Source organism: Paucibacter sp. KCTC 42545 (genome assembly GCF_001477625.1).
GTDB lineage: Bacteria > Pseudomonadota > Gammaproteobacteria > Burkholderiales > Burkholderiaceae_C > Paucibacter_A.
In genome coordinates, this window is record NZ_CP013692.1 from 4,731,698 (window position 1) to 4,745,045 (window position 13,348).

The following is a 13,348-nucleotide window of genomic DNA, read 5'->3' on the forward strand; positions in this document are numbered from 1 at the left end:
GGGCGCGGCAGCCATCCGTTGAAAAAATGCAAACGCAGCAAGCGAATGCCAGTGCGGGCGGATCAAGCTCCGCCTAAACCTGCGGCAACAAGAACCGCCTCTCCCAGGCGCTGATCTCGTTCTGGAAGCTCTCAAACTCCAGGCCTTTGACCGACAGATAGCCCTGCACAAACTCCGCCCCCAGCAGGCGGGCGGCGCCTTCGCTCAGGGCCATGGCTTGGTGGGCGTGGATGAAGCTGCGGGGCAGGTCGTGGGCGTGGTCGTAGGCGTTGCCGACCAGGGGTTCGGTGGGGCGCAGGCCTTCTTGCATGCCGGCCAGGCCGGCGGCGAGTGAGGCGGCGATGGCCAGGTAAGGGTTGGCGTCAGCGCCGGCGATGCGGTTTTCCACGCGGCGGGCGGCGGGGCCGCTGCCGGGGATGCGCAGGCCGGCGGTGCGGTTGTCGTGGCCCCAGTGCAGGTTGACGGGGGCTTGGCTGCCGCTCACATAGCGCCGGTAGGAGTTGATGAAGGGCGCGTAGATCAGCATCAGCTCGGGCGTGTAGCGCTGCAGCCCGGCGATGAACTGGAAGAAGGCTGGGGTGGCGCTGCCGTCCGGCGCGGAAAAGATGTTGTTGCCGCCGGCGTCGACGATGCTCTGGTGCAGATGCATGGAACTGCCGGCTTCGCCGCTGATGGGCTTGGCCATGAACACCGCGTTGAGGCCGTGTTTGAGCGCCACTTCCTTGGCCGCGTACTTGAACAAAAAGGCTTGGTCGGCCACGGTGACGGGGTCGTCGTGCAGCAGATTGATTTCGTACTGGGTGCGGCCCACTTCGTGGATCCAGGTGTCGGCGGCAATGCCCAGGGTGTCGATGGCGGCGTGGAACTCGTCCCAGAAGGGCGCCAGCTCATTGAGCATATTGAGGCTGAAGGCCGAGTGGCCGGCCTCGGCCCGGCCGCTGCGGCCGATCGGGGCGCTCAAGGGCTGGGCGGGGTCGTGATTGGCGGCGCAGAGATAAAACTCAATCTCGGGCGCCACCACCGGTTGCAGGCCCAGCGCGTGGTAGCGCGCCAGCACGTGCTTGAGCAGGCTGCGCGGCGCCAGCGGCGAGAGCTGGCCGCTCCAGGGGCCGCTGAGCTCCAGGCAATCGTGAATGGCCATATAGCGCGGCCGGCTCGCCCAGGGCACGGGCCTGAGGGTGCTCAGGTCGGGCAGCAGGCGCACATCGGGGTCGGCGTCAGGGAAGATCGGGTCGTAGGAATACTCGCCGGTCACGCATTGCATGGCAATGGCTTGGGCGATGCGCAACTCATGGCCGCGTGCAAAGCTGGCTGCGGGCATGAGCTTGCCGCGCGGATAGCCAGACACATCTGGGAAGATGCATTCCACATCGCGCACGCCTTCGAGTTGAAAGCGGGCGGCCAGTTGTTCCGAAACGGCTTGCGCCTGGGTCATGGTGTGGACTCTTAGGGTTATGGCAGCGATTCAAACAGCGCCATGTACTCCTGCGTGAGCTTGTGGCGCGGATCCAGATGGATCATAGGCCGAGCCAACTCGTGCGATTCCTTGATCTTGACGCTGGAGCTGAGGTAGGGCTGCAGCACCGGCAGGCCTTCATCGATCAGCTCTTGCACCGTGCGCTGCGGCAGGCTGGCGCGCGGCTGGAACTGGTTCACCACAATGCCTTCCACGGCCAGTTCGCGGTTGTGGTCAGCCTGGATTTCTTTCACGCTGTCGAGCAAGCCGTAGAGGGCGCGGCGCGAGAAATCGTCGCAGTCAAAGGGGATCAGGCAGCTGTCCGCCGCGATCAGGGCGGAGCGGGTGTAGAAGTTCAGCGCCGGCGGCGTGTCGATCCAGATCTGGTCGTAGTCTTCGCTCAAGCCTTGCAAGGCCTCGCGCAGCTTGTAGATCTTGTAGCGGCTTTCCAGCTTGCTGTGCAGCTCTTCCAGCTTGGGGCTGGAACGCATCACATGCAGGTTCTCCCAGGGGCTGGCGCTGATGAAATCGGCCATCTTGGGCGGCCGCACGCTGAAGCTCAGGGTGGATTCGAAGAACTCCGCCGCGCCGCGCTGGCCTGCCTCATCGGCCGCTTCGCCCAGCAGATAGCGAGTGGAGTTGCCCTGCGCGTCCAGGTCCACCACCAAGGTGCGCAAGCCTTGCTGCGCCGCAATGGCCGCGAGGTTGCTGGTGATGGTGGATTTACCCACGCCACCCTTTTGATTGAACACAACACGTCGCATGCCTGACCCTTTGCTGAAGCTGATGGCAGAGCGAGTATTGTGCACTGCAGCAATTACAAAATTGCGGGGCTAGATCTAGGTGTCTACACGGCTGTGGCTGGCCGGCGGCGTCGTCACGGGCGGCATATGACAATGCGGTACTTTTCCCGGCACGGTCCACCGCCAGCGCCAACGAGCCGTTAGCAGCTCACCTTCACCGCCAGCTTGAGCGCCACTGATGCAGCACCAATTGTTCACTTCAACGCCCACGGCAATCACGCCCAAGCGCTACCCGGGTGCAGGCACCGCCGCGCTATTGAGTGTGTTGCTGCTGAGTGCTTGCGCGCTGCCCACCGCCCGCATGACCCCGCCGCCAGACATTGCGCCCAACGCCGATGTGCTGGAGGTGGCCAATCGCAGCAGCTTCATCGGCGCGCTGGTGGATGAGTCTTTCGACGTCGGCCCCTACCGGGTGACCGAGGTCAAACGCGGCTGGGGTTCGAATAGCAGCACCACGCTGGGCAATGTCACGGTGCAGAAGAGCAGCTCAGGATTTCGCTTTGGGTTCAATGGCACGGCCGATCACTGGCAGGGCCGCTGCGACTACCGCGCGCAGTCGCGCCTCGTGCAACTTGGCAATGTCGGCAATCTGGAAGAGGACAAGGCCAATCTGCGCTGCAGCTGCCGCAGCGACAACAAAGAGCGCGAGGTCAGCTTCGACTTGGACGACGAATGGCGCCCTTTGCGCGGCGCCTTGCTGATCGACGCCAGCCGCTACGAGGTGCAGCAGTACAGCTTTGGCCGGCATCGTGGCGGCCTCAAATCACCGGCCTCGGGCTACCGGGTCGAACGTGAAGGCAACGGCACCGGCGTGGCCGCCGTCGAGGTGCTGCACCCTGGGCGCATCTGGCTGCAGCGCAGCTTGCCGGCCGAGCAGCGCGAGCCTATGGCTTGCCTGATGTCGGCCTTGATGATTTACGGCTCGCAGTAAGTTCATCAATCAATCGATAAGCCGTCGCGCCGCTTGGGCCATCAACGGCCGGCAGAGCCCTTGCCCTTGTCCGCGCCGTTGGCGGCGCGGCAACGCTGAATATCGCAAGCGGTGGGCAGCTGGGCGCGGTATTCAGTGACGGTCTTGAGCTGGCTGGGGTCGCGGGCCAGGCAATGCTGGCCCTTGCCGTCGTCGTAGTACGAGGTCACATCGACGCAGCGGCGCGAATGCGCCACCAAGCCGTAGAGGTGGCCCATTTCATGCGAGATGGTCATTTGCAAGGTTTCGCCGGCCGGGTGCCTGGGATTGCGGCGCTTCAGCAGCTCAAAGCCCGCCGGGCTCAGGGCCAGGCGGCGCTGGGTCAGATTGGCCAGGGCGAAGCTGCCGCGGGTTTCGGCGTCACTCCACAGCACCTGCACATTGCCGGGGTTGGCGGCCATCAGCGCGGGCGTCATCTCACCGCGCACCACCAGGCCCGGCACACCGCAGGCTGACCAAGCCTCAGCCGCCCGCTCCAGTGCGGTCAACACTGCGCGTTCGTTGAACTGAGGCGCCGCGCCGCGATGGTCGTAAACAAACACCAGCTTGGCGGCCACGGCCGCACGGTCTTTGCCATCACCCCAGGTGCTGATTTCACCGGGTCGGCATTCGGCCATTTCCTGTTCGCGCACGCTGGCCTGAGCCTGGGCCTGGCTCAGACTGGGCATCAGCAAAGCCGCCAGAACCCAGGCGATGTGTAAAGGATGCTTTACAAGTTTGGCGCCGCTGACTAAGATGAAATTGGAAAGCATGCTTTACAGGAGCTGGTCATGATGACTTTGAATGCGAAAAGCGCAGGTACCGGTAGGAGCCGCCAGTATCTGAAGGAACTGGGCGGCGCGATGCTGGCATATGCCGTGGTTTTGCTGGCCTCCATCACCTGGCTGAACCGCCATGCCGACCTGGCCAGCCCTTGGCGTGACCTGGCTGCGCTCAGCCCCATGTTGCCGGCCGTGGCGGTGCTCTGGGCCATCATGCGCCAGATGCGGCGGCTGGACGAATTGCAGCGCCGGGTGCAGTTCGAGGCCTTGGCTTTTGCCTTTGCAGGCACCGCCTTGCTGAGCTTTGGCTACGGCTTTCTGGAAGGGCTGGGCTACCCGCGTTTGTCGATGTTTGTGGTGTGGGGGGCGATGGCGCCCTTGTGGGTGTTGGGCCTGCTGATCGCGGCGCGGCGCTACCGCTAATGAAAAACTCTCTGCGCGAACTGCGCGCCCAGCGTGGCTGGTCGCAAACCGATCTGGCCGAGCGGCTGAACGTGTCCCGGCAAACCGTCAATGCCATCGAAAACGAGCGTTATGACCCCAGCCTGCCGTTGGCTTTCCAGATTGCCAAGCTGTTTGACTGCGCCATCGAGGCCATCTTCTCAGCCGACTGAGCGCTCCCCAAACAAGGCGTTGATTAGGCGGCCACGCCAATGATCACGCTGGAGGCTTTGAACAGCGCAGTGGCCGCCATGCCGGGGCACAGGCCCAGGCTGTCGGCGCTGGCTTGGGTGACGATGGCGGCCACGGTGCCGCCGCCTGCCAGTTCCAGCACCACCTCGCAATTGATGGCGCCGGGCTGCAGGCGCAAGACCTGACCCCGCAGCTGGTTGCGGGCAGACAACTTCACGTCTTGCTCGCCGGTCATCAGGATGATGCTGGAGGCCTTCACCAGCGCGAAGGCCTTGGCGCCCAGTGTCAGCCCCAGCTCAAGCCGGCTCTCGCGGGTAACGCTGGCCACGATCTGCTGGCCGCCGATGATGCTCAGTGTGATTTCGTCATTCACCGCGCCGGGGCGCATCTCGCTGACGGTCCCGGCAAACTGATTTCTGGCGCTGGTTTTCATGGCAATGCTGCCCATCAGGGCGTAGTCGGCGTGCAGGCCTTGGGCTTGGGTGTTGAGGCGGGCGATGAAGCGGGCGTGTTCTTGCTGGATCAACGCGTAGTTGGCCACCAGGGCCTCGCCGCGTGGCGTCAGGCGGCTAAAACCCCCGCCCTTGCCGCCGGCCAGGCGCTCCAGCAGCGGCTCACCGGCCAGGTTGCTCATCAGCTCAATCGCGTTCCAGGCGCCCTTGTAGCTATAGCCCACTGCCTTGGCCGCTTGGGTGAGTGAGCCCAGCTCCGCGATCTGCGCCAGCAAGGCCAGCTGGCGGCTGCCGCCCAGGTCTTGGCCTTGCAGGCGCAAACGCAGTTCGGCGGCCAGCTGGAGCTGGGGGTCTTCAGTGTTGCTCGGGCTCATCGGGGTTCCTGACGATGCGGCCGCCGCGCAGCAGCAATTGGGTGTCGCCGAACAAGGCCAAGTCGTCCGGGTCGTGGGTGATCATCAAAAGCGGAATCTGCAGTTCGGCCAGCAGGGCTTGCAAGCTTTCGCGCAGACGGCCGCGCAGCTCGGGGTCTAGGGCCGAAAAAGGTTCGTCCAGCAGCAGGGCGCGCGGCTGGGTTATCAGGGCGCGCGCTAGGGCCGTGCGCTGGCGCTGGCCGCCCGAGAGTTGATGCGGCAGCTGCTGGGCCAGCGGGCTCAGTTCAAGCCGGTCCAGCCAATGCTGCACGGCAGGTAGGGCGGCGGCTTTGCGGGCACTGGGGTTGAACCAGCTGCGCTGCAGGCCGAAGGCAATGTTCTGCGCCACGGTGAGCTGGGGGAAGAGGGCGTAATCCTGGAAAAGATAGGCAAAGCCGCGTTCGCGCGCCGGCAGCTCGGGCCCGCCCGCCGCGAAAAGGGTTTGGCCTTGGAAGGTAATGCGCCCGCTGTCGGGGCGCAGCAGGCCGGCGATGGCCTGCAGCGTCAGGCTCTTGCCCGCGCCCGAGGGGCCGTAGATGACGGTGTTGCGCGCCTGGCTGTGGAAGCTCACATCCAGGCTGAACTTGGCGCTGACGCGCTTGCGGATGTGGACTTCGATCACGCCTCGGCCCTCCGCGTGGCCGGCGCCAAACGCCCGGCCGCTAGCAGCACCGCGACGCAGGTGATGGAGATGATGATGACCAGGCTGTTGGCCAGCTCATCCTGCCCGCTTTGCACCGCCTCGTAGACGGCGATGGACAGGGTTTGCGTGCGGCCGGGGATGCTGCCCGCCACCATCAGCGTGGCGCCAAACTCACCCAGCGCCCGTGCAAAGGCCAGCAGCAGCCCGGCCAGAATGCCGCGCCAGGCCAGCGGCAGGCTAACGCGGAAGAACAGCGCCGCCTCGCTCAGGCCCAGCACACGGGCGGCCTGGGCCAGCTGGGGGTCGAGGTTTTCAAACGCCGCGCGGGCCGACTTCATCACCAGCGGGAAGGACACCAAGGTCGCGGCAATCACCGCGCCCTGCCAGCTGAAGATCAGGGTGATGCCGAAATGCTCGAACAACCAGGCGCCCAACGGCCCGCGCTTGCCGATCAGCACCAGCAGGTAGTAGCCCAGCACTGTGGGCGGCAAAACCATGGGCAGGGTCAGCATGGCATCGAGCAGCTCGCGGCCCGGAAACACCCGCAGCCGCGCCAGCGCGAAGCCGGCCGCCGTGCCCAGCAGCAGATTCAGCCCGGTGGCCCACAGCGCCACCTTGAGCGAAAGCGCCAGCGCGGGCCAGCTGGCCTGCAGGGCTGAGAACAAAGCCGTGTCTCCGATCATCACGTTCAGGGCGCGAGAAAACCGTGGCGAGCCAGCACGGCCTGGGCGGCTGGGCTCTGCAGATAGCTGAGGAACTGCCCAGCGAGCTTGACGTTAGCGCTGCCGCTCACTATGGCGGCGGGGTAAAGAATCGGCTCGGCGGTGGGGATGCTGAAGGCGGCCTTGACCTTGTCTGCGGCCTGGGCGGCGTCGGTGGCGTAGACGATGCCGGCCTCGGCCTCGCCGCGCGCCACATAGTCCAGCGCCTGGCGCACGTTCTGGGCGTAAACCGCCTTGGGGGCGAGGGCGGTCCACAGGCCGGCGGCTTCCAGCGTGCTCTTGGCATAACGGCCGGCCGGCACGCCTTCGGGGCGGCCCAGCGCCAAGCGGGTGAAGGCGGGGCTTTGCAAGTCGGCCAAGGACTTCGGCGGCGTCACGCCGGCCGCGCTGATCAACACCAGCTGATTGCGGGTGAAGTTGCGCCGGCTGCCCGGGGCCAGCAAGCCTTGGGCTTGCGCCCGGTCCATGCTGATTTGGTCGGCCGCGGCGAACACATCCACCGGCGCGCCCTTGGCAATCTGGGCCAGCAAGGCGTCAGAAGCGGCGAAGTTGAACAGCAGTTTGCTGCCCGGCTGCTGCGCTTCAAAACCCGGCGCCAACTCCTTGAAGGCATTGCTGAGGCTGGAGGCTGCCGAGACGGTCAGCTCGCCGGCCCAGGCCGCAGGCGCCAAGCCGGCCAGGCTGCTCAGCAGCAAAAAGGAGAGGCGGAGCAAGGTGGTGCGGAGCAACATGGCTTGGCGGTGAGAAGCTGTTGAGGATCGAAATATAACTGACTACATAACGAAAGATCGCGCCACGAGGGGCGCCGCGTTGGCCAGTGCGCCGTGGGCGGCGTCTGCTCTCCGCCGCGCTGCTCGTCGTGTCGCCAAACTCGGCGGTTATATTGATGGGCCTACCCCGCGCGATGAGGGGCGGGCAGTCGCCGGCCACAAGCCGGACGCCACATCAGCCCCAAGGTCTGCGCAGAAGTGAGGGGCCAAGCGGGCGGCCAGCCCAGCCGGCCGCTCGTTCAATTTCAGAAGTTCAAGGACAGTCATCAATGCCACAAGCCCATGCCCCGCAGCCACTCTGGACCATTGCCGCCCCCGTGATCGGCTGGCTTTTGCTGGGTGGGCAGGCCATGGGTTTTGGTCAAAGCCTGGGCCTGGTTTACCAGGGCTTGATGATTGCCGGCTTGTTGGGCGGCGTGCTGGCCGCCGTGCATCACGCGGAGGTGGTGGCGCATCGGGTGGGCGAGCCGCTGGGCAGCCTGATTCTGGCGGGCGCCATCACGGCCATCGAGGTGGCGCTGATCGTCACGCTGATGCTGGCCGGCGGTGAGTCGGCCACCACGCTGGCACGCGACACGGTGTTCGCCACCGTGATGATCATCCTCAACGGCATCGTCGGTATCTGCTTGCTGGTGGGCGGGCACCGGCATCTGGAGCAGCGTTTTGAGATCAAGGGTGTCAACGCGGCGCTGAGCACTTTGGCCGCCATCGTGGTGCTGACCATGGTGCTGCCGGTGTTCACCAGCAGCGTACCCGGCCCGGTGTACAGCAATAGCCAGCTGGGCTTCATCGCGGTGATTTGCTTGCTGCTGTATGCGGCCTTTTTGTTCATCCAGACGATTCGCCACCGCGATTACTTTTTGCCCTCGCCCGAGGATGCCGCCGTGGCCGGCGCCGACGCCCATGTGGCCCCACCCAGCACGCGCGCCGCGTGGATCAGCGCCGGCTTGTTGGTGCTGGGCTTGGCGGCCGTGGTTTTGCTGGCCAAGTCGATCTCGCCTTTGATTGAGGCTGGCGTGGCGGCCATTGGCGCGCCGGCCACCTTGGTGGGCGTGATCATTGCGGCCATCGTCTTGCTGCCCGAAGGCTTGGCCGCCTTGGGGGCCGCCAAGGCCAATCTCTTGCAGACCAGCCTCAACCTGGCCCTGGGCTCGGCCCTGGCCAGCATCGGCCTGACCATTCCGGTCGTCGCCTTGGTGGCGATTGCCAATGGCTGGCAACTCACCCTGGGCCTGGACGCCGCCTCCATCGTGCTGGTGATGTTGTCGCTGCTGGTGGCCACGCTGTCACTGGGCACCGGCCGCACCACGGTGCTGCAAGGCGTGGTGCACCTGGCGATCTTCGCGACCTATTTGTTCATGACCGTGTTCCCCTGAGCAGGCTTGCTGCTGCTCCCGAGGCGGCCTTTTCCGGGCTCAGCCGTTGTAGCGCAGCGAGGCATCCAGTTGGTCAACCAACTCCGCCCAGTCGGCATCGTCGCAGCGCTGCTGACGCAGCATCTCGGCCTGCGCCGGGCTCCAGAAGGGGGCATCGGCCAAGCGGACTTCCGGCGCCAGCGGCGCGTGCAGGGTCAGGAAGTCATAAATGCTGAGCGGGTCATGGGGCAGGCCCAGTTGCGCAAACAATTCGTGGAAACGGTGGTGGGTTTTGTCCATGATGGGGGTCGAGCTCCGGGTTCGGAAAAAGGGCTTCGAGACCCTGCTGGTGCGCCCCCGTTGACCGGGCGGCGCCAAGGCTCGAAGTGCTGGGCCTGCTGTGTGCTGTGGGCTATTCCTAAATCGTCACCCCATATCGTTGCGCCGTCATATGCGCCAGGATGGACAAGGCAATCTCCGGCGGCGTGCGCGCCCCGATGTTCAAGCCCACCGGCCCATGCAGCCGCGCCAGCTGTTCTTCGCTGAGGTCGAAATGCTCGGCCAAGCGCGCGCGCCGTTTGGCCTGGTTGACCCGTGAGCCGATGGCGCCGACGTAAAACGCCGGGCTGCGCAGGGCTTCCATCAAGGCCAGATCATCGAGCTTGGGGTCGTGGGTGAGGGCGACGATGGCGCTGTGGCCGTCCGGCGCGAAGGCCTGCACGCAGTCGTCCGGCATGTCGCGGCTGAGTGTGCAGCCGGGCACCTCCAGCGTGTATTCCTCGCGCGGGTCGCAAATCAGCACCTGATAGTCCAGCGCCTTGGCCATATCGGCCAGGTACTGCGTCATCTGCCCCGCGCCGATGATCAGCAAGCGCCACTGCGGGCCGTGGTGGGTGCACAGGCTGTGCTCGGTCAGCAGCACCACATCGGCACCCGCTTGCGCTTCGCCCAGGCTGACTTCGCCACTGGCCAGGTCCAAGACTCGCCGCACCCGTTCACCGCGCTCCAGGCGCTGCAGCAGGGCGTCGATTTGTGAGCCGGGGGCCGACAGCGGCTCCAGCATCAACTCCAGCGTGCCGCCACAGGGCAGGCCGAAGCGGTTGGCCTCCTCGGCGCCAATGCCGTAGCGCAAGAGCTGGGGCCGGCTCAGGTGCATCGCACCTTCACGCACCTTGGCCACCAGGTCGTCTTCAATACAGCCGCCGGAGACAGAACCGGCAATCTGCCCGTCATCACGCAATGCCACCACCGAGCCCACTGGGCGCGGGGCCGAACCCCAGGTGCGGGTGATGGTGCCCAGCACCACGCCGCGGCCTTCGCTCAGCCACTGGCTGACCTGGCGCAAAACCGTCAAATCAAGATTGTCCATAGGCCGATGCTAAACGCCTGCCGCCGGCTTGGTGCGCCGCCGGTGAAAAACCGTCCGCGTAACAGAAGCTGTATGCATATACATACGGGTAAACGGCGGATAGCGCGGCGGCGGTGCAGCCGCGAGGATGCGTGCTGCCGCTTGGTGAAAAAAACTAGGAGACGAGATGAGTCAGAGAATCACGCTCAAGGTAAATGGCAAGACGCTGACGCGCACGGTCGAGGCCGATCAATTGCTGGTGCAATTTCTGCGCGAAGACCTGGCCCTGACGGGCACCCATGTGGGCTGCGACACCGGCCAATGCGGTGCTTGCACCATTCACATCAACGGCCGCGCCGTGAAGAGCTGTACCCTGCTTGCGGTACAAGCCAACGGCGCCGAGCTGCGCACCATCGAAGGCCTGGCCGCCGCTGACGGCAGCCTGCACCCCATGCAAGCCGCGTTCAAAGAGTGCCATGGCCTGCAATGCGGCTTCTGCACCCCCGGCATGGTGATGAGCGCGGTGGACCTGGTGCAGCACCACGGCTGCCATTCCGAAACGCAAGTGCGTGAAGCGCTGGAGGGCAATATCTGCCGCTGCACCGGCTACCAAAACATCGTGCGTGCGGTGCAGACCGGCGCCGCCGCGATGAAGGGAGGCCAGTGATGAACGCGCCCCAACAAGGCCTGATCGGCCAAAGCATCCGCCGCCGCGAAGACGCCCGCTTTCTGACCGGCCGCGGCCAGTACACCGACGACCTGGTGCTGCCCCGCCAAAGCTACGCCTACTTCCTGCGCTCGCCCTACGCGCATGCCAGCATCAAGGGCATCGACGTCGCAGCGGCCGAGGCCGCCGAGGGCGTGCTGGCCATCTTCACCGGCGAGCATTTCCGCGCCGTTGGCGGACTGCCATGCGGCTGGCTCATCAACAGCCTCGACGGCTCGCCGATGAAAGAGCCCAAGCACCCCATCCTGGCCGATGGCAAAGTGCGTTATGTCGGCGACGCCCTCGCCCTGGTGGTGGCCGAAACCTATGCCCAGGCCAAGGCCGCGGCGCAGCTGATCATGGTGGACTATGAGGAGCTGGCGCCGGTGGTGGACACCGCCAGCGCCACCCAGTCCAGCGGCCAGGTGCACGACGAGGCACCCGGCAACGTCTGCTACACCTGGGGCTGCGGCGACAAAGCCGCCACCGACCAGGCCTTTGCCGGCGCGGCCCACGTCACCAAGCTGCAGTACTGCAATAACCGCCTCATCCCTAACGCCATCGAGCCACGGGCTGCCAACGCCAGCTACAACCCCGGCGACGAGAGCTACACCCTCTACACCACCAGCCAGAACCCGCATGTGGCGCGGCTGCTGATGTGCGCGTTCGTGCTGGGCATCCCCGAGCACAAGGTGCGCGTGGTGGCGCCGGATGTGGGCGGCGGCTTTGGCTCCAAGATCTTTTTGTATGCCGAAGAAACCGCGCTGACCTGGGCCAGCAAGCAAGTTGGCCGCCCGATCAAATGGACCGCCGACCGCAGCGAAGCCTTTTTGAGCGACGCCCACGGCCGCGATCACGCCACCGTGGCCGAGCTGGCGCTGGACGCGCAGGGCAAGTTCCTCGCCATGCGAGTGCACACCACGGCCAATTTGGGCGCTTACCTGTCCACCTTTGCCAGCAGCGTGCCGACCATTCTTTACGCCACCTTGCTGGCCGGCCAGTACACCACCCCGGCGATTTATGCCGAGGTCACCGGCGTGTTCACCAACACCGCGCCGGTGGATGCCTACCGAGGTGCGGGCCGACCCGAGGCCACCTATGTGGTGGAGCGCTTGGTGGAAACCGCAGCCAAGGAATTGGGCATTGACCCCGCCGAGCTGCGCCGCCGCAACTTCATCCGAACCTTCCCGTACCCCACGCCGGTGGGCCTGACCTACGACGTGGGCGACTACGACGCCACGCTCGACGCCGTGCAGGAACTGGCCGATGTGGCCGGCTTCGCGGCACGCCGCGCCGCCAGCGAGGCCAAGGGGCTCAAACGCGGTCTGGGCTATTCCACTTACATCGAAGCCTGCGGCCTGGCCCCGTCCAATATCGCCGGCGCCCTGGGCGCGCGGGCGGGCTTGTTCGAGGCCGGCGAGGTGCGCGTGCACCCCACCGGCAAGGTGACCATCTTCACCGGCTCGCACTCCCACGGCCAGGGCCACGAAACCACCTTCGCGCAGGTGGTGGCGGACAAGCTGGGCATCCCGATCGAAGACGTCAGCATCGAGCATGGCGACACCGGCAAGGTGCTGTTCGGCATGGGCACTTACGGCAGCCGCTCGCTGTCGGTGGGCGGCACGGCCATCGTCAAGGCGGTGGACAAGGTGATCGCCAAGGGCAAGAAGATCGCGGCCCATCTGCTGGAAGCGGCCGACACCGACATCGAGTTTGAGAACGGTGTCTTCAAGGTGGCCGGCACCGACAAGAGCGTGCCCTTCGCCTCGGTCTCGCTGACGGCCTATGTGCCGCACAACTACCCGCTCGACAAGTTGGAACCCGGCCTCAACGAGAACGCCTTCTACGACCCCACCAACTTCACCTACCCCGCCGGCAGCTATGTCTGCGAGGTGGAGGTGGACCCCGCAACCGGCCAGGTGCGGGTGGACCGCTTCAGCGCGGTGGACGACTTCGGCAATATCGTCAACCCGATGATCGTGGAAGGCCAGGTGCAAGGCGGCATCGCCCAAGGCATCGGCCAGGCCTTGCTGGAGCACGGCATTTACGACAAGGAAAGCGGTCAGTTGCTGACAGGCAGCTATATGGACTACGCCATGCCGCGCGCCGACGACTTGCCCAGCTTCCTGATCAAGACCGCCAAGGGCACGCCCTGCAGCCACAACCCGCTGGGCGTGAAAGGCTGCGGCGAGGCGGGCGCCATCGGCTCGCCGCCTGCGGTGATCAATGCCATTTGCGACGCCATCGGCGTCAAGGATGTGCCCATGCCCGCCACCCCGCATGCGGTGTGGCAAGCCATGCAGGCCAATCGCTGAG

Annotated in this window: 15 protein-coding genes; 6 read left to right on the forward strand and 9 right to left on the reverse strand. The window is 65.6% G+C overall.

All coding sequences use genetic code 11. The features are described 5' to 3' along the window. Window positions 1–73 precede the first annotated feature (73 nt). Window positions 74–1,435, reverse strand: a complete 1,362-nt coding sequence (locus AT984_RS20235) for a glutamine synthetase family protein (RefSeq protein ID WP_058721644.1) — start codon at window positions 1,433–1,435, stop codon at window positions 74–76. Between the two features lie 17 nt (window positions 1,436–1,452). After that, entirely contained in the window at window positions 1,453–2,220 is a 768-nt protein-coding gene (locus AT984_RS20240) for a ParA family protein (protein WP_058721645.1), read from the reverse strand. Window positions 2,221–2,437: 217 nt separating this feature from the next. Between AT984_RS20240 and AT984_RS20245 the strand changes: the two genes are divergently transcribed. Then, window positions 2,438–3,190, forward strand: a complete 753-nt coding sequence (locus tag AT984_RS20245) for a hypothetical protein (protein ID WP_058721646.1) — start codon at window positions 2,438–2,440, stop codon at window positions 3,188–3,190. A 41-nt stretch (window positions 3,191–3,231) separates the two neighbouring features. Here AT984_RS20245 and AT984_RS20250 read toward each other — a convergent pair whose 3' ends face one another. Continuing rightward, a complete protein-coding gene (locus AT984_RS20250; protein WP_156422148.1) occupies window positions 3,232–3,897 on the reverse strand; it encodes a hypothetical protein in 666 nt (221 codons plus the stop codon). A gap of 102 nt (window positions 3,898–3,999) precedes the next feature. Here AT984_RS20250 and AT984_RS20255 point away from each other — a divergent pair, with 102 nt between their 5' ends. Together AT984_RS20255 and AT984_RS20260 are read left to right on the forward strand one after the other, a co-directional pair. Next, entirely contained in the window at window positions 4,000–4,413 is a 414-nt protein-coding gene (locus AT984_RS20255; RefSeq protein WP_231741474.1) for a hypothetical protein, read from the forward strand. Continuing rightward, window positions 4,413–4,604, forward strand: coding sequence for a helix-turn-helix transcriptional regulator (locus AT984_RS20260; RefSeq protein ID WP_058721648.1), 192 nt, complete (start codon window positions 4,413–4,415; stop codon window positions 4,602–4,604). The genes AT984_RS20255 and AT984_RS20260 overlap by 1 nt, the downstream gene beginning before the upstream one ends. Window positions 4,605–4,627: 23 nt before the next feature. Here AT984_RS20260 and AT984_RS20265 read toward each other — a convergent pair whose 3' ends face one another. From AT984_RS20265 to modA, 4 genes are read right to left on the reverse strand one after another with little or no spacing between them, the layout of a single operon-like run. Beyond that, on the reverse strand, window positions 4,628–5,449 hold the full coding sequence (locus AT984_RS20265; RefSeq protein ID WP_058721649.1) for a TOBE domain-containing protein: 822 nt from the start codon (window positions 5,447–5,449) through the stop codon (window positions 4,628–4,630). Continuing rightward, window positions 5,430–6,110 (reverse strand): sulfate/molybdate ABC transporter ATP-binding protein, encoded by a 681-nt coding sequence (locus AT984_RS20270; protein WP_058721650.1) that lies wholly within the window; start codon window positions 6,108–6,110, stop codon window positions 5,430–5,432. The genes AT984_RS20265 and AT984_RS20270 overlap by 20 nt, the downstream gene beginning before the upstream one ends. Further along, window positions 6,107–6,814, reverse strand: a complete 708-nt coding sequence (gene modB, locus AT984_RS20275; RefSeq protein WP_442952154.1) for a molybdate ABC transporter permease subunit — start codon at window positions 6,812–6,814, stop codon at window positions 6,107–6,109. Before modB ends, AT984_RS20270 begins: the two co-directional genes overlap by 4 nt. Before the next feature lie 5 nt (window positions 6,815–6,819). Then, window positions 6,820–7,584, reverse strand: a complete 765-nt coding sequence (gene modA / locus AT984_RS20280; RefSeq protein ID WP_058721651.1) for a molybdate ABC transporter substrate-binding protein — start codon at window positions 7,582–7,584, stop codon at window positions 6,820–6,822. 308 nt (window positions 7,585–7,892) lie between these two features. On the opposite strand from modA, the gene AT984_RS20285 reads away from it, so the two are divergent. Continuing rightward, entirely contained in the window at window positions 7,893–8,999 is a 1,107-nt protein-coding gene (locus AT984_RS20285) for a calcium:proton antiporter (RefSeq protein WP_058721652.1), read from the forward strand. 39 nt (window positions 9,000–9,038) lie between these two features. On the opposite strand, the gene AT984_RS20290 is transcribed toward AT984_RS20285, so the two are convergent. Both AT984_RS20290 and AT984_RS20295 read right to left on the reverse strand, forming a co-directional pair. Next, a complete protein-coding gene (locus AT984_RS20290) occupies window positions 9,039–9,278 on the reverse strand; it encodes a DUF2789 domain-containing protein (protein ID WP_058721653.1) in 240 nt (79 codons plus the stop codon). Window positions 9,279–9,396: 118 nt separating this feature from the next. Then, the gene (locus tag AT984_RS20295; RefSeq protein WP_058721654.1) at window positions 9,397–10,347 is read right to left on the reverse strand and encodes an XdhC family protein; all 951 of its coding nucleotides are present in this window, start codon (window positions 10,345–10,347) and stop codon (window positions 9,397–9,399) included. Window positions 10,348–10,513: 166 nt separating this feature from the next. On the opposite strand from AT984_RS20295, the gene AT984_RS20300 reads away from it, so the two are divergent. Further along, on the forward strand, window positions 10,514–10,993 hold the full coding sequence (locus AT984_RS20300; protein WP_058721655.1) for a (2Fe-2S)-binding protein: 480 nt from the start codon (window positions 10,514–10,516) through the stop codon (window positions 10,991–10,993). Continuing rightward, window positions 10,993–13,347: a xanthine dehydrogenase family protein molybdopterin-binding subunit gene (locus AT984_RS20305; protein WP_058721656.1), complete on the forward strand. Its 2,355-nt coding sequence runs from the start codon at window positions 10,993–10,995 to the stop codon at window positions 13,345–13,347. Before AT984_RS20300 ends, AT984_RS20305 begins: the two co-directional genes overlap by 1 nt. Window position 13,348: the final 1 nt, after the last annotated feature.